The following is an 18,684-nucleotide window of genomic DNA, read 5'->3' on the forward strand; positions in this document are numbered from 1 at the left end:
TGGTTTTCCAGAGTTTTCTGTGCCGCGGGCTACAGGGCACCCGATCTCCGCCCGAGTGGGGCATCACGATCCGAAAGCTGTTCGCAACAGAATCGGTGAGATACGCCGAATCGATAAATCCAGATTCGAAACGCGCGCCGGCGCTGGTGATCGTCCGGCCCGTTTTGCTGACCATGGAAGCCAGATACGGCGGCTATTCTGACGCGATAGCCGAAGCGACGCGACCAGATGCCCGCCGGCACTGGCCGCTTTCCTTGGCGCTTCTGTGCGGAACCTTAACTCGCGGAGCGGAAGGCGCCGTCGATTTTGCTCGCCGGTGGCGGGGCGTAGCCGCCGAGACGGGAGGTGCGGATGCTGAGGCCGGCCATGGCTTCCGCAAGTTTTACCGCACAGGAGACGCCGTCGAGCACGGGCAGGCCGTGTTCTGCGGAAAGGTCTGCGGCGAGGCTTGCCATTCCGGCGCAGCCGAGCACGATTGCCTCGGCGCGGTCCTCGCTGATGGCAAGGCCGATTTCGCCGCTGATCTTCTGGCGGGCGTTGGAGCCCGGCTGTTCCAGTTCCAGCACGGCTACTTCCGAGGAACGCACGCGGGCGCAGCGGGTATCGAGACCGTAGCGAGCAAGATTGTGTTCCAGTGCCGGAACCGAGCGCGCAAGCGTGGTAACCACCGAGAACTTGTTCGAGATCATCGAAGCGAAGTGATAGGCGGCCTCGCCGATGCCGATCACCGGCTTGTCGGTGAGGCAGCGGGCGGCGTCGAGGCCGGTGTCGTCGAAACAGGCGATGACGACGGCGTCGCAATCCGGGTTGCGGCGGATGGTGTCGAGCAGTCCGGCGAGGCTCATCGCCTCGTCGAAAAAGCCCTCGATGGAGACCGGCCCATGCACGGGGTTGATGGCCGTGATTTCGGTTCCGGGAGAGGCGGCGGCGCGCGCCGCCTTGCCGATGTGTTCCGTCATCGATGCGGTGGTGTTGGGGTTGATGACGAGGATTTTCATGTCAGAGTTCGCCTCCGAGGTAGGCAGCTTTGATGCGGTCGTCGTTCATCAACTCTTTCGAGTTGCCTGAGAGCGCGATCGACCCGGTGGAAAGCGCATAAGCGCGGTTGGAGATGGAGAGCGCCATGCGGCTGTTCTGCTCGACGAGGAGGATGGAAACCTTCTCGTCGCGGCTGATGGCGACGATGGCACGTGCGATGTCCTGCACCAGCTTTGGCGCGATGCCGAGGGAAGGCTCGTCCAGCAACAGAAGCTTCGGGCGGGCCATGAGGGCACGGCCGATCACCATCATCTGCTGTTCGCCGCCGGACATGGTGTTTGCCTGCTGGTGATAGCGCTCGCGCAGGCGTGGAAAGCGTGTCAGCACGCTTTCCAGCGTCTTTTCGATCTCCGCCTTGTCGGTTCGGGTGAAGGCCCCCATCAGGAGATTGTCCTTCACCGACATCAGCGGGAAGGCGCGCCGTCCCTCCGGCACCATGGAGATGCCCTTGCGCACGACGTCGGCGGCGGATGTGCCGTCGAGCCGCTGGCCCTCATAGTGGATCTGGCCGGACTTGATGGGCCGAAGCCCGGTGATCGCCCTGAGGATGGAGGACTTGCCCGCGCCGTTCGCGCCGATCAGCGCGACGGTTTCGCCTTCCGCCACATCGATCGAGACACCTTTCAGCGCATAGATGTGATCGTAGTACAGCTCGACATTTTCGACGCTCAATATTTTTGTCATGGCTTACATCCCGATCGCAGCATCTTCGGAGCCGAGATAGGCTTCGATGACCTTCTCGTTCTCGCGGATTTCCTGGGGTGTGCCTTCGGCGAGTTTTTGGCCGAAGTTGATGCACACGATGCGGTCGCTGATCTTCATCACCGCGGGCATGTCGTGTTCCACGAGCAGCACGGTGACGCCGCGCTCGTCGCGAAGGCGGCGGACAAGGCCCACCATCTTCATCGTCTCGTCGTGGTTCATGCCGGCGAAGGGCTCGTCGAGCAGGATGACCTTGGGATCGGTGGCAAGGCCGATGGCCATGCCCAGCGCGCGCAGATGCCCCTGCGGCAGGTTGGAGGCGAGTTCGTTGCGGATCGCCTGCAGCCCGAGGAAATCGACGATGTCGTCGGCAGAGGCCGCGAATGCCGCCTCGTCCTCCTTAGCCTGCTTGCTGCCGAGGAAGAAGCCGAAGAGGCTCGCCTTGGAGCGCAGGTGATGGGAGACGATGATGTTTTCACGCACCGTCATGGAGCGGAAGATCGTCGTTTCCTGAAAGGTCCGCACGACGCCCATGCGGGCCACCTTGTGCGGAGCGAGGCTGGAGATGCGCTCGCCGTTGAAGAGCACTTCCCCGCTCGTTGCCGGAACGAAGGAGGAGATCAGCTTGAACAGCGTCGACTTGCCGGCGCCGTTCGGGCCGATCACCGAAAGGATCTCGCCCTGTTTGACATCGAAGGAGACGTCGTTCACCGCCGTCAGGCCGCCGTAGCGTTTGGTGATGTTCTTGATTTGCAGGATAGGGGTCATGCGCGACTCTCCTTCTTGTCGAGAAGGCTCAGGACACCGTTCGGCAGGACCAGCATGAGCAGGATCATGATGCCGGAGTAGATGAGGAGCTGATATTCCCGGGCGATCGACAGCAGATCCCAGCCGAAATAGAGCAGGAGCGTGCCGAGCATCGGGCCGAAGACGTAGCCGAGCCCGCCAAGGAAGCAGTAGAGCATGAAGTTCACGCTGTCTGCGACCACGAAGGAGGACGGATAGATTGACTGCGCGATGGAGGCGAACATGGCGCCCGCGATGCCGCCGAAGAACGAGGAAATCGCATAGGCGAGCAGCCGGAGGTAGACGGTATTGACACCGATCGAGGCCGAAAGCTCCTCGTTCTGCTGGAGGCTGCGGCAGAGATGCCCGAGCCGCGAATTCACGATGCGCCAGAGCACCAGGTAGGTGATCACCATCAGCAGCGCGGCCATGATGTAGAAGCCGAAGCGCGGATTGCTGAGCGATCCCAGGGCCGGGATGATGGTCAGGCCGAAGATCGACAATTCACCCGGCAGCGGGATGGAGGTAATGCCCTTCGCCCCGTTGGTGATCGGTAAGGCAAGGGCAGTGAGGCGTGCCACCTCAGTCAATACCAGCGTCACCATGGCGAAATAGACGCCACGGAGACGAAGGATCGGAAAGCCGATCAGGACGGAGATGAAGGCGCAGAACAGGCCTGCCAGCGGCAGCGTCAGCCAGAACGAGACGTTCGCCTGGGTGACGAGGATGGCCGAGACATAGCCGCCGATCAGCGCATAGGCGCCCTGGCCGATATTGATGCGGCCGATATAGAAGGTGAGCCAGACGCCGGCTGCTCCAACGGAGAGCAGTGCGACCGAGGTCAGCGTGTAGAAGAAATCCCAGCGCCCGGTCAGACTGATGAAGATCGGTACGAGCACGAAGACGGTGAGGAGGAAGGCCGCAAAGCCGAGGATTCTTGAAGTGGTCATGATCTCAACCCCACGGCTTGCCCATCAGCCCCTGCGGGCGGACGGCGAGGAACACCATCAACGTGGCGAAGATGACGAGGTAGGTGATGTCGCCATAGGCCGAGAGCACGGTCAGGCCGACACTCTCCATCATGCCGAGGATGAACCCGCCGGCAATCGCCCCGGAAATCACGCCAGCACCACCGATCATGATCATCAGGAAGGCCTTGACCGAGGTCGGGCCACCCATGCCGAGATTGACGCCGGTAATGGTGACGAGGAGGCCGCCGACGAGTCCGGCAAGCATCGCGCCGAGCGCGAAGCCGATCATCGAGTAGCGGGAGACGTTCACGCCCATCAGCTGGGCGGCCATCTTGTCCTGGGCGAGCGCACGCATGGCACGGCCGGTCCGGGAGTAGTTCATAAAGCCGATGAAGGCGACGATCAACAGGATGGCGAGAACGCCGATCAGAATGCGGTCATAGGGCATGATGATCCGCATGTCCCAGTTGAACACGCCGTTGACGATCTTCGGCACGCCGCGCTGCTTTTCACCGAAGAACAGCAGGATGACGGCATCGAGGAAGAAGGCGACGCCCGCAGCAAGCAGCATGGTCGATTCATCGCGTTTCGAGCGGCGCACGACCGGCGCGAAGAGGAATTTTTCGATGGCCGCGCCCATGATCGCGAGGACCACCGCCGAGGCGAAGAGGCCGACGATGAAGGGCAGGCCGAGCTGGACGACGACCGTATAGGTGACGAAGCCGCCGAAGACATACATCTGCCCATGGGCGAAGTTCAGCACGTTCATCAGCGAGAAAATCAGCGTCAGCCCGAGGGCGATCAACGCATATTGCGCGCCGAGGTAGAGACCGTTGGCGATTATCTGTTCCATCGTGAGCCTCCAATGGAAGGTTCAGGCAAAGAGGAATCCGGCCGGACTGCGCGTGCGGTCCGGATCCCGTTTTCTTAAGTGGCCGCGCAATCCCAGACGGAAAACCGCTTCACACTTTTCCTGGAATTGCCCCAGGGTGCCTAGGCTCGGATCAGTCGACCTGGCCGACGAACAGCGTCTCGAACTTACCCCCCTTGTACTCGTTCACGACGAGCGGGACGGAGATCTGACGCTTCTGGCCGAAAGAGGTCATGCCGACATATTTCAGCTTGGCATCGCCCTTCATGAAGGGGTTGGCGGCCTCGAACGTGTCCATCGTCTTCTTGAATTCATCGACATTGTCGATGGCGGCGGGGTTCGCCTTCAGTGTTTCGAGGATGTATTCGAGCGCATAGACCTTGGTGTTCGACTCGTCATTGTATTCGCCGAACATCTTCGTGTAGCGCGTGACGAATTCCGTCATCGTGTCGCTGGCAAGCTCCGGCGTGGACGCGCCACCGACGGAGATGAAGCCATCCGCGAGTTCGCCGGCACCTTCCTGCAGAACGCTCGCATCCTGCCCGGTTTCCGTCGAGATGAGGCCGGTATAGCCGAGTTCACGCGCCGAGCGGATGAGCTGCGGAGCACTGGCCGGCGAGACGCCGGAGAGCACGAGCAGGTCGGGCGAAGCCTGGATGACGGGCAGCAGAACCGGGGTGAAGTCGGTCGTGTCCACCTGGTAGGTCACGTTTCCGGAGACGACTTCCAGTCCCAGCGCCTCGGCGGCGGCAATGCCGGATTCACGCTGGCTCAGCGGGTCGGATTCGTTGGCCGCAACGAAGGCCACCTTCTTCACGCCCTTGGTTTCCTTCAGGTACTTGTAGATGGCAGGACCCGACTGATAGTTCGCAACCATGCCGAGGATCGCGTTCGATGCCGGCGCGGTGAAGAGTTCCTTCGGGAAAGCATAGGGGAAATACATGATGCCGTTCTGCTCGGCGACCGGGCGCACGGCGGCAGCACCGTCATCGACGTTCGGGCCGACGACGTAGTGCACGCCGTCCTGCGACATCTTCTCCATGCCGGCGATGGCCCGCTTGGGGTCCTTCTGGTCGTCGAAGGGTACGATCTCGATCGTGTAGGTCTTGTCGCCGATCTTGACGCCGCCCAGCTCGTTCAGCCAGGCCGCACGGGCTTCCATCGAACGCTGGTTCGAGACGCCCCAGGACGCAGCCGGACCGGAGGTGACGCCGACGAAGCCGACTTTAAGAGTCGGGTTCTGTGCGTACGCCATAAGCGGCATGGACAGCACGGTGGCTGCGGCGAGGGCGGAAAATTTCAGGAATGTGCGCTTGTGCATGATGTTCTTCCTCTGGGCCATTGATCTATTTTCTATGGGCGAGCGGGTCGCGAGGGCGGCACGTTCGGCCTTGGCCAGGGCATTGAATGCATTGTTAACAATCTTGTCAATAGCTCGTGAACAAGGCATTGTTATTTTCGTCGACGAAATATGCGCTTGTTGGTCAACCAAATCAGACATATTTAGAGGCAGTGCAATAGAATGCGCATGTGAGGAGATGCGGTGGTTGATTTGAGCCGAGGTAACGTGGTGGAGGCGGACGAAGTCGACGAGAGCGACATCGTCGAGCGCATTTTCGATGCCGTCATCGAGCAGAGATTGCCGCCGGGCACGAAGCTTTCCGAGTCGGCCCTGTGCGACGCCTTCGGGGTGGGGCGCATGCGCATCCGCCGCAGCCTGCTGTTGCTTGCCAGCCGCGAAGTTGTGGAACTCCACGCCAACCGTGGCGCTTTCGTCGCGTCACCGACGCCCGAGCAGGCCCGCGAGGTCTTCGAGGCGCGCCTGGCGCTCGAGCCGAACATCGCGCGCCTTGCCGTCCAGCGCGCCTCGGACGAGGACATAACGGCGCTGACCCGTCATCTGGAAATGGAATATGTGGCGCACAAGGAGCGCCACAGGCACGATGCGATCCGCCTTTCCGGCCAGTTCCACACCCTGCTCGCGCAGGTCGCCGGCAATGCCATCCTTATCCGCACGATGAAGGAGCTGGTGACGCGCACCTCGCTGATCATCGGCCTTTTCGGTGCTGGCGTCAGCAACTGTCGCGACGACGACCATGCGGCGATCGTCGGGGCCTTTCACACGCGCGACGCAGAAAAGGCGGCCTGGATGATGACGCTGCACCTGCGGCACATTCAGGACCACCTCGAACTCGGCGTGAAGTCCACGGATTCCGTGGACCTCATGGAGCTTTTCCGTAAGCCGTGAAACGGTTTACCTCTCCGGTCGACTATGACCTCCCAGCCATGACGAGCGGCGGGCAATGCAGGTAACGGGCGACCTTGCGCTTGGCCGTGATATCGGCCCAGACCAGTTCGACATCGCCATCCTTGAGCCCGGTCGCGGCCGCAATCGTTGCCGCTGGCAGCCCGTGCTCCAGTCCGTAGAGGCAGATGTCCATCTTGGCGTAGGGCAGTGCGAAATAGAATTCTTCCTGCGTCTGCGGCAGCGAATAGGTATCGGTGGTCGGCGGGCGGGAGAGGATTTCGGCCGGCACGCCGAGATGGGCGGCGAGCTGGTAAACCTGCGACTTGTAGAGATGGGCGATCGGCTTGATGTCGGCAGCGCCATCGCCGTTCTTCACGAAGAAACCCTGGTCGTATTCCAGTAGGTTCGGGGTGCCGATGACGGCAAAGTTCAGGCGGTCGGCGTGGTAATATTCAAGCTGCTTGCGGGTGCGCTGCTTCATGTTCGTCGCCGCGACGATGCCAAGATAGGCGTTCGCGGACAGCCGCACCTTGCGCATCGCACCGTCCGGCGCACGCACGACGAGCGAGGAAATATTGTAGCCACCGGTCGTCATCGGATTATCGAAGACGATTTTGGACCCCCAGCCGGTGCCGAACTCCGGCACGGCCTCGCGGATGAAGGCATCGCGGCGCTCATAGCAGCCCATGGCGGCGAGCGACGGGCCGATATCCTCGACGACGCTCTCGATGCCAAAGGTTTCCGCGACGCTGCGCCCGAGACGCAGGCTTTCCGGGTCGGAATCATTCTCCGGCATGAACAGGGCAAACACGTTTTTCGCACCGAGCGCCCCCACGGCGAGCGCCGCGCAAAGGCTGGAATCGATGCCGCCGGAAATGCCGAGGACCAGACCACGCTTGCGCAGGCCGGTGCGCAGCTCCTCGCGCATCCAGCGAGTGATACGCTCTACTTCCGCGGCAGCGTCGAGCACGAGCGGAGCGAAGGCTGGCGTGTGGGTCTTCGGCGTGGTCATGCGGTTGATCCTATGGTGTTGGCGGGTGCGGCGGCGAGGCGACGGATGGCCTTGCCGGAATCGGTCTTGGGCAAAGTGTCCCGGAACTCGACGAGCTTCGGGACCATGTGGTCTTCGAGGTTTCGGGCACAGAAGCGCATGACATCCCGCTCGGTCAGCGCGGGGTCGGTGGCGACGACGACGGCTTTCACGACCTGCCCGAGCACATCATGCGGCACACCGACGACGAGCGCTTCCGCTATGCCCGGCATGCGGCAGAGCACGTCCTCGACGGCCTTCGGCGCGACCTTCTCGCCGCGCGATTTGATGATGTCGTCCAGACGGGCGACGAAGGTGAGATAGCCATCCGCATCCGCTGTGAAAAGATCGCCGGTGTATAGCCGCAGGGCGCCGGTGCGCGGATCCGACCGCAACGATTGGCGCGTCGCCGCCTCGTTTTGCCAGTAACCGCGCATGACATGCGGTCCGCTGATCACGAGTTCGCCAACCGCCCCGGGGGGCAACGGGTCGCCCGCTTCGTCGATGACTTCGGCATGGGTTCCCGGAATGGCGATGCCGACGGAGCCGCGCCGGGTGTCGAGCTCTTCCGGCGGCAGCCAACTGACGCGGGTGCATTCGGTCTGGCCGTACATGATGTAGAGGCGGGCCTGCGGCAGGAAGGCGCGCAGTCCGTCGACATGGGCAAGCGGCAGCGGCGCGGCCGCGCTCGTCACGTAGCGCAGGTTGGCAAAATAAGACGGGTCGAGTTCCCGGGCCTGCAGCATCATGGCCGCCATGGTCGGCACCAGCGGGAAGCCGGTTACGCGCTCGTCGCGGATCTTCTCGAAGATTGCTTGCGGGAAGGCGAACGACTTTTCGATGACCAGCGTCGCGCCGACGCGCATCGCGGTCACGAGTTGGGTGAGCCCGTAGCCGAAGGACAGGGGAAGCACGACGAGGATGACGTCGGAGGCGGTGTTTTCAAGATAGCTGGTGATCGACCGGGCGGCCGCGTCCATGTTCTCATGGGCAAGCATCACGCCCTTGGGCTCGCCTGTCGATCCCGACGTGTATATCAGCGCGGCGAGGTCCGTGTCCGGGTGTGTTTCGGGGCCGAGCGGATCCGCTTCAAGCCCGGTATCGAAACTGCCCCCATCGCCTGTGACGAGGCGCGGTATATCTGTGAGTTCCGGCACTCCCTGAACAATGGGCTCCAACCGTCCTTCGACAATCAGCATTGCAGGACGGCAATCCCGTGCAATCTGCTCGAGGCGGGCAGTTTTGCTGGCAGGATTGACGGGGCAGATCGCTGCGCCAGCGATCCACGTGGCAAAAATCGCGACAGCCGCCCGCCAGCCATTGTCGAGCAGGATGAGGACGCGGTCGCCGGGACCGATGCCGTTCGCGCGGAGTGTCGCAGCCATGCGGGTGGAGAGATCGAGAAAACGTGCGTAGCTCAGCCGCGTCTCCCCCGCGACGATCGCCGTCCTGGCGCCATCGCGGGCTGCGCTGTCTTGAAGATACCGCTCGATCCGCATGATCGTTTCCGCCGTCAGGCCGCCTGCTTGCGGGCGATGAAGCCGGCAATCCGGTCGATCGTATCGAGGTTGGCCGGAACGATATCGGCGTCGGCCACCCGAATGGCAAAACGCTCTTCGAGGAAGCCGACGAGTTCGAGAATGCCCGTCGAATCGATCAGGTCATTGTCGATCAGCGACAGGTCTGCCGGCAGCGGATGGCTGTCGTCTCCGAAAAGAAAATTCTCCACCACGAAGGCGCGGATGGCGGTTCTGGTTTCGTCGGTCATTCTTGGTGTATCCCGATCCTCGGTGCGGTTTGTGATGATTGCGCAGCGTCCAGACCGCGCAGCAGTTCGGTCGACAGCACGCCGATGAAGGCCGCGTTGTCGCGAAATCCGGTGACGTGTCCCTTGAGGACCTTTTCCTTCAACTTGCCCACTGCCGGAGCATTGAACAATCCGCTTTGCGCGAGCCGTGCCGGCGACAGCACGGCGTCGAGATAGGCCGGCGCGTTGGGCGCGGCAAAACTCTCGCTATCAGGCGCGCGGTAGGGCTGTTTCGGCCGATCGATGATCTCGGCCGGCACGAGACCGCGGGCGGCTTGCTTGAGGATGTGCTTTTCCTTCAGGCCGAGCAGCTTGGTCTCCGGGGAGAGGCTCGCGGCAAAGCCAACCACGCGGTGATCGAGGAAAGGAAAACGCCCTTCCACGGCATTCGCCATCATCACCCTGTCGCCCTGGCTGGAGAGGATGTAGCCGGGCAGCAGAAAGGCCGTTTCGAGATATTGCGCCTGATGCAGCGGATGCCAGCGGCCAAAATCGGCCGGCAACTGGGCTGCCAGGTCCGCCGCCGCATCGTAGTCGCCGATCGCCTGCTTGAGGTCGGCGGAAAAGAAGAGTTTGGCGGCCGATGTCGAGCGGAAGCGCGGGCGGTGCGAATAGAGCGGATCGTCCAGCGCCTCGGACCCGAAGGAAAAGAAACGCGCGAGATAATCCGGTGACTGCTGCTTGAGGCCGGGCAGATAGGGGTAAAGCCGCTGGAAGAGGCGCGGGCGCCGGTTGGAGTCCGGCTGCCGGCCGCAGAAGCGCCGGACCCGAGCCTCGCGAAACAGGTCATACCCGGCGAAAATCTCGTCTGCGCCTTCACCGGTCAGGACGACCTTCATGCCCTGATCGCGCACGCGCCCGGCGAGCAGGTGAAGCGGGACAGGCGCGGTGCGCAGGATCGGGCGCTCGATATGGCGCATCACATCTGGCAGGTGCTCCGCGATTGCCGCGGTGGAGCATTCGACGCTGTCTGAAGCGGTGCCGAGTGTCGCGGCCATTTGGCGCTGCCAGGCGCTTTCATCGTGTTCTTCGCTGCGGAACGTCAGTGAAAATGTCCTGAGCCCCTGGGTGACGGTGCGGGCTGCAAGCGCCGAGATCAGCGAAGAGTCGAGGCCACCGGAGAGATAGGCGCCAACGGGGACGTCGGCGCGCAGGCGGATGCGGGTTGCGTCCGTCAGGAGCGCTCGCAGCTCTTCTGCCTGCGCCTCCGGCGGGCCGGACGGTGCTGCGTCGCCGCGATCCGGGAAAGAGAGCTGCCACCAGGGGCGGATCGTCCTCTGGCCCTCTCGCAGGGTCATCACATGGCCGGGCGGAAGTTCGTGGATGCCGCGGAAGGCCGTTCTCGGCGGGATCGGGCACCAGAGCGTAAAGACCTGGTCGAGCGCCAGCGGGTCGATTTCGGCGGCGAAGCCGGGCAGGGCCAGCAGCGCCTTGATCTCAGAGGCGAAAAACAGCGCGCCCTCATGCTCGGTGTAGAAGAGCGGACGCACCCCCATGCGGTCGCGGGCGAGCACAAGAGTCCGCTGTTGCGCATCGTGGATGGCAAAGGCGAAATCGCCGTTGAAATCCTCAAGGCAATCGAGGCCCCTCCGCTGATAGGCGGCGAGCAGCACCTCGGTATCCGAGGTCGTGCGGAACCGGTGGCCACGGCTCTTCAGGTCGTCGCGCAGTTCGACATAGTTGAAGATTTCGCCGTTGAAGGAGACCGCGAGAGCATCGTCCTCAGTCGCCATCGGCTGGGCGCCGTCGGCAAGGCCGACGATAGAAAGGCGGGTATGGGCAAGGCCGGTATCGCCGCGGATCAGAATGCCTTCGCCGTCCGGGCCGCGATGCCGCAGCGCCGCGACCATAAGACGAAGGTACTCAGCCGCCCGGTCCGGCGCGATGTTTCCCCCATGATAGCCCGCTATCCCGCACATGATGAGCCTATCCGAACCGGTCGCCGATGAGGCGGGTCCAGCCTTCGCCGGCAAGGCCGTTGAGGAAGGCATGCCCGTTCGTCATGGCGGCGAGGAGATCAGGGTTTCGGGAATGCACGACAGTCGAGGACGCGTGCAGGAAGCTGCATTTCTTGCCGATCATGGCATTGAGCAGGACCGGCTGCGTGCGGCCGCGCATGGCGACGAGTCCACGTTCATGGGCATTGCGCAACAGGCAGTCGATGACGACCGATTCTTGTCCGGGTGCGGCCAGGATCTGTACCGTGCGGCCGATGCCGCCGGGATTGCCGTAATAGAGATAGAGGCCGATCGCCTTGCCGGACCGGGATTTGACGGCATGCTGGACGCGCTCGCCATGCAGGGCCTTACGCTTGGCGTGTTGCAGCATCGCCGTCAGCGTCGGCTGATCCCAGGCAGGATGGAGGGGAAATTGCGTCACGAAGCTCTGGCAGAGGGCCGCAAACTCCTCGTCGTCGACCGGAACGTCTGCGAATGCGTCAGCCTTGCCGGCAAGTGGCGTATAGGAGATCCATGCGGATTTTCCGCGACGCCTGACCAGCGCGTCAGCCGCTTTCGCCACTGGCGAGAGCAGCCTGAGAGCGGACATCCGGCCGGCCGCGGCTTCCAGCGCGAAGGCGGCCGGTCGCAGGACACGCAGCCATTCGAGGCTGTAGGGGCCGAGCACGGTGGCGCGCATGCTGCGCCACATGTCGGTCGAAACATCGTTCGACGTTTCGGTAAAGGAAAAATCCTGCGGCCCGGAGAGTACGTCGCGCAGCAGGCGCGCACCGGCAAAGGGGTCGCTCTCGCGATCGTCGCAAGCGAAGGTGCCGCAGTTCGCAGCCCGCACGGCGCGGCCCTCGAATTCCATGCGCACCGGCAGGACACCGAGAAAGCCGGAAACGCTGCCGTCATCGCGCATATGGACGCGTGAGCGTATGTCGGGGTCGCGATCGGTAAAATCCAGGAACAGCGCGCGCAGATAGGTTTTCAGGTCGTCGCCCGCCGGCTGCGCGCTCTTGCGCAGAAGCCGCTGGAAGAGATCCGCGACCGCATCGACATCCCCGACCTCAAATGAACGTACGCTCGGCATCGCGACCTACTCGGACCCTGTCCCCATTGCGGTTCTCCGGCGAGCCACAGCCGCCCAGACTTGCTTACGCGACGACCATGAAAAAAAGGTCAAGAAATGGGTTTGCCGGGTGGAGCGCGTTTCGCGTTTTGATGGAAAACCGCAATGCAGCAGGCGGCGCGCGGCATTTTGGGGCCGCGCGCGGCCTGGTAGGCTACATTGCGTGGGGTGCCGTGTATCCCAGCGCTGCCGCAGCCATCCAGATCGCCATGGCGATCATCATCAGGTTTTCGGTCAGCGAGATGAAGCCGAGGGGGACGTTACTGGATCCGCCCACGCAGGCGCATTTCAACTCGCGCCGGTCGATATAGACCGCTTTGAACACCGAGACGGCCCCGATGGTGCCGATAAAGAGGGCGGTCGGGATCGACAGCCAATTGAGGGCGCCGGCCACCATCAGTACCCCGGCCAGGCCCTCGGCATAGGGGTAGATGTAGCTGTAGGGCACCCAGCGTTTCGCGAGCAGGTCGTAGTTCAGGAACATGGTCGCGAAGCTCTCGACATTCTGTAGCTTCAGCATGGCAAGCACGACCATCGAGAAGGCGATGAACCACTCCGCCGCCTTCAGCGTGAAGGGCGTGCCGCTCACCGCGAAACTCACCGCCATGGCCATCAACGCCGTCAGCGTGAAGAGCACGATCACCGGCCGATAGCTGGTCGCCTTCGGGTCGGCGACGGGTTTCCCGAGAAAGCGGCGCAGGTCGTCATAGCCGCCGATACGTTCGCCGTTGATAAAGACCTGCGGCGTGGTCGCCACCTCATGCTTGGCCTTGAAGGCGTCGGTCTCCTCGCGCGTCGTCAGGTGACGGTCGTCGACCACATAGCCCGAGCGGCGCAGAAGATCCTTCGCCTTGAGGCCATAGGGGCAGGTGTGGCCTGGCATCACCATGCGGTAGAGGATGGCCTTGCGGTCTGCATCCGGATTGATCCTGTCCAACATCTCACGTCTCCTGTCTTGTGAAATCATTGGCAGGACTATAAGTTCCGTACCATGGTACGGAGTCAACACCCTCAAGACCTCACGATCGGAAAACTTGCGGCGGCCGCCAATGTCGGCGTCGAGACGGTGCGGTTTTACCAGCGTCGCGGCCTGCTTTCGACGCCGAAGCGCCTGGACGGCATCCGTCACTATGGTGAGTCGGATGTCAGCCGCCTCCGCTTCATCCGGCAAGCCCAGACGGCCGGTTTCACGCTGGAAGAAATCCGCCAGCTACTGACCCTCGATTCCGGCGAAAACCGCGCCGCCGTGCGCGACATGGCGAACAAGCGCCTTACCGAACTGGATGCCCGGATGAAAGAGCTTGAGAGGGCCCGGGCTTCGCTTCAAACGCTGGTTTCGGAATGCGCGGTCGGCAAGACCGGGCCGTGTCCGATCTTAAAGTCCTTTGCTTCGTAAGAAATCGGTGCCCGCAAGCGTGCCGAACGTCAGACCCCTGCGATGCTCATCCAGGCCGTGCCATTCCAGAACTGGAGCTGGTGCAGGGTCATGTTGTAGACGACCAGTCCTTCTGCCGGCGAGGCAATCGCGTTGCGTTGCGTCGTCGTCATGCGGGGCGGCAGGAAGCCGCGGGTCGTGCTGGCCATGTCGACCAATGCGGATGCGTTTGGTGCGGTGATGCCGATGCCGATCTGGCCGGTCGTCGCGATGCGGAAGGATTCGACCGTGTCATTGACCTTGAAGACCAGCGGATGGTTGCTCTTCGACGCCAGCATCACATTGTTCGTAAAGGTGCCCATTACGAAGCGGACATTGTTCGTCGTGTCTTGCCCTCGGAAGTAGGCAGCTCCCGCACCGGCCACACCGATCGTCTTGTCGTAGTTGAGAAGGCTGTCCGTCGCGCCGGGCTGGCCGACGGTCAAGAGGTAGCGAATGTCCGTGGTATTGATGCCGGCAAAGCCATCGGATGCCTTCAGATAGAGCGGAGTTTTCCAGGTGCTGCCGTCGGCGGAGACCTTTACCGAGAAATCGTCATTGCCGGCGAGGCCCATTTCCGCCCGGCCGGACCAGTTGGTCTGAAACAGCATGGAGGCCGTGTTTGCGGCTGCCGCCTTGTTGACCTTGATCTGGTGACCCGCACCGGCATGGGTAAACAGGCTTGCGGCCGCGGCAACGGCGAGGCGATTGACGGTATCGGCATCCGTCTCGATGCCAAGCAGAGTGAGTCGCTCCGGTGTCGGCGCTGCCTTGATCCATGTGCTGTCGTGAAAAACATGGATCGCCTCGCCGGTGGCATCCCACAGCGTCCAGCCCGGCTGCGGTGGAAAAAACACCCAGACGCCATCCTGAAAGGCGGCGATCTTGTTCGTATGAGAGATGAAGGCGCCCGTCGGCGCGCTGCCGACCACGTGACGTTCACCCTCCACCGGCGCACCGGGCGGCGTATTGCTGCCGACGCCGCTCACGCGAATGTGGAGCACCGCATCGAGGATGCTCAGGGCCTCGTTGTGGGTGACGTGTTTCTGCGCCTGCGCCGGCATGATGTAGGGGAGTTTGAGGAGGTCGGTCTGTTCGCTCACGGTCGGGCTCCTGTGCGGATGGATGCCCAGTATGAGGCGGGCCGGCGGAGCGGGGACGAAACGGGCTGCGCTCAGCGCAGAATCAGGCGATTCAGCCGAAAACCATCCTCTTGCGCCCCCGCTGCGCGAGGCGACGGAGCGCTAGCTCGAGACCGTTGGCGCCGCACATTTAAATGCGTTGGCATGGCCGCAGCTCACCCCGCGTCTCCCGTCGTTTGCGACGGTCATCACAGGCCTGTGATGAATTCCTGATTCTGGTTGAACGGAAGGACGGCCTTATTCCCTTGTTTTTGCCGCATTTTGCCAGCAAATGATTCTGCGTCGCTGCACGGTGCTTCGCCGATTGGAGCGCAGGAAACAAATGCAAAAAGCCTCGAGTGCGCGCACACCCGAGGCTGGCAGGATGACGGAAAGTCCGTCGGAAAAGCTGAAGGAATGGCCTTAATGGGCCATTGCAAGACGTTGACCAACCACGCGCATGGTTTCGGCCATGCTGTGCGGGCAAGTCGACAGAACCTTCAGGAAGCAATCCTTGCTGATACGAAGGGCTTCGACCGCAGTGGATGCCTTGACGGTGGCATTGCGTGGCGTACCGCAGAGAATGGCGATTTCGCCGACGACCGAGCAACAGCCTTCGGAGGCGATCTTCTGTTCGCCAGCAGGGCTAGCCCTGTATATGTCCACGACGCCGGAAAGCACGACATAGGCTGCATCGCCCTCATCGCCTTCGTGGAAGAGTTCTTGGCCTTCACGGTAGCTGACCCGGTTCGAGGCGAAGGCAAGCAATTTCAGCTTGCCCGCATCGATCCCTGAGAAGAGCGGAACACGTCGTAACATCTGTACTTCGTCGTTCAAGATCATAACAGTCAACCGCCTCGATTTCGGCTATCTGATCACGTCACACCAGTCATGCTATCAACTGCTTATATACCGTACCGCTTTCGACGATCGTCTCGTAGGTGCCGTCTTCCACCAAACTTCCGCCATCAAAAGCAAGCACCCTTTTAAAGTGTCTTGCAAGCGGGGTATTTGATAAAACCCAGACTACAGCCGGATTATCACCGCTCTTGGCCAGGAACGCAAGGGCCGCCTCCACGATATGCTCCTGGAGGTGGTGGTCCACGCCTGAAAACGCGCGGTTGAAGATGTAATAGTCCGACCGGCGGATAAGGGCGCGGGCAAGGCCGAGCTTCAGGCGTTGCAGGTTGTTCATTCTTCGCCCGCCGGCACCGATATTCGACTCAAGCCCCAACGCCATCAACGCCCGGTATAGCTCCGGTCGATTGGCCAGCAACTCGCCACCAATCTCCCTGAGCTTCGAAATGGCATCGCTGAAGCGATGATTGAGCTTGCCGAACACTATATTGTCCACCAGCGTTCCTGATGTCAGATAGGCATTCGGATTGTAACGTTCAATATACCCGAGAAGTTCCGACGGCAGGTTCGCGTGGAACTGGTGGCGCACCTCGACGATCTTGCGCATCAGCTTTTCGTCGAGCACACCGAAGCGGTGTCGCGGCTCGATATAGAAGAAGCTGAGGCGGATGAGCGCGATCCTTTCTTCTTCACTCGGTGCGGCATGATGCCGCAGTTTTTGCAGAAGATGTTGATAAGTCGGAATCTCTTCCGGCCGCATGAAAGTGAGCTGTTCGAAGAACGGGTGGTCGGGCGGCAGGTCCTTGAAGAGTTCCACCGTGCTTTCGGCGATTCCCTTGCCCATCTCGAAGAGCGCCTGACCAAGGCCGCTTTCGCGCATGATGTTGCGGAAGTAGGCCGTCTTGACGATTGCCTTGGTGGAGGCCTTCGGATCAGGCATCATGCCGAAGAACAGGTTTTCAGCGACCGGCGCCTCGGTGTTGTATTCATTGTCTTCGAAGGGCACGACGAGATTGTTGAGATCGCGGCGGTTCAACTCCTCACGCAGGTCACGGCGCATCTCGACGATCTGGGCGGCGAGCTCCGGATCGTGATCGTCCCCGAGCGAGGAATGAAGCGCAAGCTGCAACACGTCGTCGGAAAGCTCGACCACGTCCAGCACCGCCACCATGGCGCCGAAGAGCCCGTCCTCGCCGTGGGCGTGGAGTGTGCTCACATCGATCCAGTTGCTGTTGAGGTCGAAATCCGGGTTGCCGGAACGGCGTGCTTCGGTGATGTCCCATTTGCGCTTGTCGGCGGCAGGGCCCTTGTAGCTCACCGGTTCGATGGGGGCGTGCTTGAGGCCGTAGAGCAGGTTGTCCTTGAGGCTCCCGTGGAAGAAGTAGGCCTCGGGCGAGGCATAGGAAATCCGTCGACCGGTTATGGATTCCGGTAGGGCGAAGAGGTCGTCGTCGCCGGCCGTCACCTTGCCGCCGGCAGGCCAGGTGACGCGGGCAAGCGCCTCGGCAAGCCGGTCGCCGCCGCTGGCGGCGGCGCCGATGATGGCGACCGTTTCACCGGGTTGAATCTTTACCGTCACATGCTCGAGCACCCGGCCGCCAATATCATCGTCGATCAGCAGGTTGGTGGTGCAGAGCGGGCCGAGCAACGCCGCCGCGCTCGCGCTGTTTATGGCCTGGATTTCCGGATCGATCAGTTGGTCGGATTCAAACTGTTCGACGACCTGCTCATATTTCACCTGCACGTCCTGGCGCACGAGTTCCCAGTCGATCAGCTCCTTCAACGGGCCTGGCAGCTCCTTGTAGGCATTAATGACGGCCACGAGCTGGCCGACGTCGAGCTTGCCGACGATCGTGAGGTAGCCACCGATACAATAGAAGAGGAACGGTGTGAGCTGGGCGAGGAAATTGTTCAGGAATTTGACCAGGAACTTCCACTGGTAGATGTCGTAGCGAATGCGGAAGATGCGCCCGAGGCGCTCGGCGATATCGGCGCGTTCATAGTTCGAGGTGTCGTAGGCGTGGATCGTGTCGATGCCATCGACGATCTCGGCGACACGACCGGCGAGCTGGCGGGCGGTGATCTGCCGCTCGCGACCAAGCTCGATCAGGCGCCGGCGCATGCGCGGGATGATGCCGACCTGGACCATCGCCATGGCAAACGCGATGAAACCCAGCCAGAAATGCTGGATGAAAATGAAGATCAACGCGGTCAGTGCCTGGCCGCCGAGCAGGGCGGGCTGCACGAAGGCGTCCGCCGTGAAGCCGCCGAGCGGCTCCACCTCGTCCTTGATCATCGAGGAGACTTCGCCGGCCTTGACGTGCTTGAAGTATTTTGGCGGGAACCGGAGGATGCGGTCAACGAGTTGATACCGGATGCGCCGCAGGAGCCGCTCACCGAGGCGACCTTTGTAGGTGTTGATAAAATACTTGAACAGCCCGTTGATGATTACCAGCACGAGGAACATCAGGCTGAGCGCGAGGAGCGACGGCATGCGCTCCAGCGGCAGGCCAGAATAAAGCTCGACATGCCCCCAGAACGGCAGGTCGAAGCTGATCGGCATGAAGATCTGCGTATCGCCCGGCTTTTCGAAGCCGCTTCCCTGGATCGGCCCGTTGACGATCTGTTTGGGCAGGTCGAACGCGAGGTAATAGGGAATCATGGACAGGCCGACGATCAGCAGAATCCAGAGCTGCTGCGGCCTTGTATGGTCCCAAATATACCGGGCGAGACTTTTTTCCATCGACGACTTCTATGCGCGAGAAA

At 62.0% G+C, this 18,684-nt stretch carries 17 protein-coding genes; 2 read left to right on the top strand and 15 right to left on the bottom strand.

What is annotated here, in order from left to right; genetic code table 11:
- Window positions 1-275: 275 nt before the first annotated feature.
- The 6 genes from BSY16_RS27260 to BSY16_RS27285 form a co-directional block, all read right to left on the bottom strand.
- Window positions 276-998 (bottom strand): aspartate/glutamate racemase family protein, encoded by a 723-nt coding sequence (locus BSY16_RS27260; RefSeq protein ID WP_069062905.1) that lies wholly within the window; start codon window positions 996-998, stop codon window positions 276-278.
- A gap of 1 nt (window position 999) precedes the next feature.
- Complete coding sequence (locus tag BSY16_RS27265; protein WP_069062906.1) at window positions 1,000-1,722, bottom strand: ABC transporter ATP-binding protein; 723 nt, start codon at window positions 1,720-1,722, stop codon at window positions 1,000-1,002.
- Between the two features lie 3 nt (window positions 1,723-1,725).
- Complete coding sequence (locus BSY16_RS27270; protein ID WP_069062907.1) at window positions 1,726-2,508, bottom strand: ABC transporter ATP-binding protein; 783 nt, start codon at window positions 2,506-2,508, stop codon at window positions 1,726-1,728.
- Window positions 2,505-3,476: a branched-chain amino acid ABC transporter permease gene (locus tag BSY16_RS27275; protein WP_069062908.1), complete on the bottom strand. Its 972-nt coding sequence runs from the start codon at window positions 3,474-3,476 to the stop codon at window positions 2,505-2,507. The genes BSY16_RS27270 and BSY16_RS27275 overlap by 4 nt, the downstream gene beginning before the upstream one ends.
- Window positions 3,477-3,480: 4 nt before the next feature.
- Window positions 3,481-4,350 carry a branched-chain amino acid ABC transporter permease gene (locus BSY16_RS27280; protein WP_069062909.1) on the bottom strand — a complete coding sequence of 290 codons (870 nt, stop codon included), beginning with the start codon at window positions 4,348-4,350 and terminating at the stop codon, window positions 3,481-3,483.
- Window positions 4,351-4,501: 151 nt separating this feature from the next.
- A complete protein-coding gene (locus BSY16_RS27285) occupies window positions 4,502-5,689 on the bottom strand; it encodes an ABC transporter substrate-binding protein (protein ID WP_069062910.1) in 1,188 nt (395 codons plus the stop codon).
- Window positions 5,690-5,911: 222 nt separating this feature from the next.
- Here BSY16_RS27285 and BSY16_RS27295 point away from each other — a divergent pair, with 222 nt between their 5' ends.
- Complete coding sequence (locus BSY16_RS27295; RefSeq protein WP_069062912.1) at window positions 5,912-6,616, top strand: GntR family transcriptional regulator; 705 nt, start codon at window positions 5,912-5,914, stop codon at window positions 6,614-6,616.
- Between the two features lie 22 nt (window positions 6,617-6,638).
- On the opposite strand, the gene nadE is transcribed toward BSY16_RS27295, so the two are convergent.
- From nadE to BSY16_RS27325, 6 genes are all read right to left on the bottom strand, one after another.
- On the bottom strand, window positions 6,639-7,628 hold the full coding sequence (gene nadE / locus BSY16_RS27300) for an NAD(+) synthase (RefSeq protein WP_069062913.1): 990 nt from the start codon (window positions 7,626-7,628) through the stop codon (window positions 6,639-6,641).
- A complete protein-coding gene (locus tag BSY16_RS27305; RefSeq protein ID WP_069062914.1) occupies window positions 7,625-9,145 on the bottom strand; it encodes a class I adenylate-forming enzyme family protein in 1,521 nt (506 codons plus the stop codon). The genes nadE and BSY16_RS27305 overlap by 4 nt, the downstream gene beginning before the upstream one ends.
- A 14-nt stretch (window positions 9,146-9,159) precedes the next feature.
- A complete protein-coding gene (locus tag BSY16_RS27310) occupies window positions 9,160-9,414 on the bottom strand; it encodes an acyl carrier protein (RefSeq protein WP_069062915.1) in 255 nt (84 codons plus the stop codon).
- Entirely contained in the window at window positions 9,411-11,372 is a 1,962-nt protein-coding gene (asnB, locus tag BSY16_RS27315; protein WP_069062916.1) for an asparagine synthase (glutamine-hydrolyzing), read from the bottom strand. The genes BSY16_RS27310 and asnB overlap by 4 nt, the downstream gene beginning before the upstream one ends.
- Before the next feature lie 7 nt (window positions 11,373-11,379).
- A complete protein-coding gene (locus BSY16_RS27320; protein ID WP_069062917.1) occupies window positions 11,380-12,486 on the bottom strand; it encodes a hypothetical protein in 1,107 nt (368 codons plus the stop codon).
- Window positions 12,487-12,679: 193 nt separating this feature from the next.
- Entirely contained in the window at window positions 12,680-13,465 is a 786-nt protein-coding gene (locus BSY16_RS27325) for a MauE/DoxX family redox-associated membrane protein (RefSeq protein WP_069062918.1), read from the bottom strand.
- A 51-nt stretch (window positions 13,466-13,516) separates the two neighbouring features.
- Here BSY16_RS27325 and BSY16_RS27330 point away from each other — a divergent pair, with 51 nt between their 5' ends.
- Window positions 13,517-13,921, top strand: a complete 405-nt coding sequence (locus BSY16_RS27330) for a MerR family transcriptional regulator (RefSeq protein WP_069062919.1) — start codon at window positions 13,517-13,519, stop codon at window positions 13,919-13,921.
- 29 nt (window positions 13,922-13,950) lie between these two features.
- Here BSY16_RS27330 and BSY16_RS27335 read toward each other — a convergent pair whose 3' ends face one another.
- The 3 genes from BSY16_RS27335 to BSY16_RS27345 form a co-directional block, all read right to left on the bottom strand.
- Window positions 13,951-15,042 (bottom strand): DUF2793 domain-containing protein, encoded by a 1,092-nt coding sequence (locus BSY16_RS27335; RefSeq protein WP_069062920.1) that lies wholly within the window; start codon window positions 15,040-15,042, stop codon window positions 13,951-13,953.
- A gap of 441 nt (window positions 15,043-15,483) precedes the next feature.
- Complete coding sequence (locus tag BSY16_RS27340; RefSeq protein ID WP_069062921.1) at window positions 15,484-15,903, bottom strand: cyclic nucleotide-binding domain-containing protein; 420 nt, start codon at window positions 15,901-15,903, stop codon at window positions 15,484-15,486.
- Window positions 15,904-15,949: 46 nt separating this feature from the next.
- A complete protein-coding gene (locus BSY16_RS27345; RefSeq protein ID WP_069062922.1) occupies window positions 15,950-18,661 on the bottom strand; it encodes an ABC transporter transmembrane domain-containing protein in 2,712 nt (903 codons plus the stop codon).
- Window positions 18,662-18,684 lie beyond the last annotated feature (23 nt).

Origin of the sequence: Sinorhizobium sp. RAC02, from assembly GCF_001713395.1 — a bacterium.
Classification (GTDB): domain Bacteria; phylum Pseudomonadota; class Alphaproteobacteria; order Rhizobiales; family Rhizobiaceae; genus Shinella.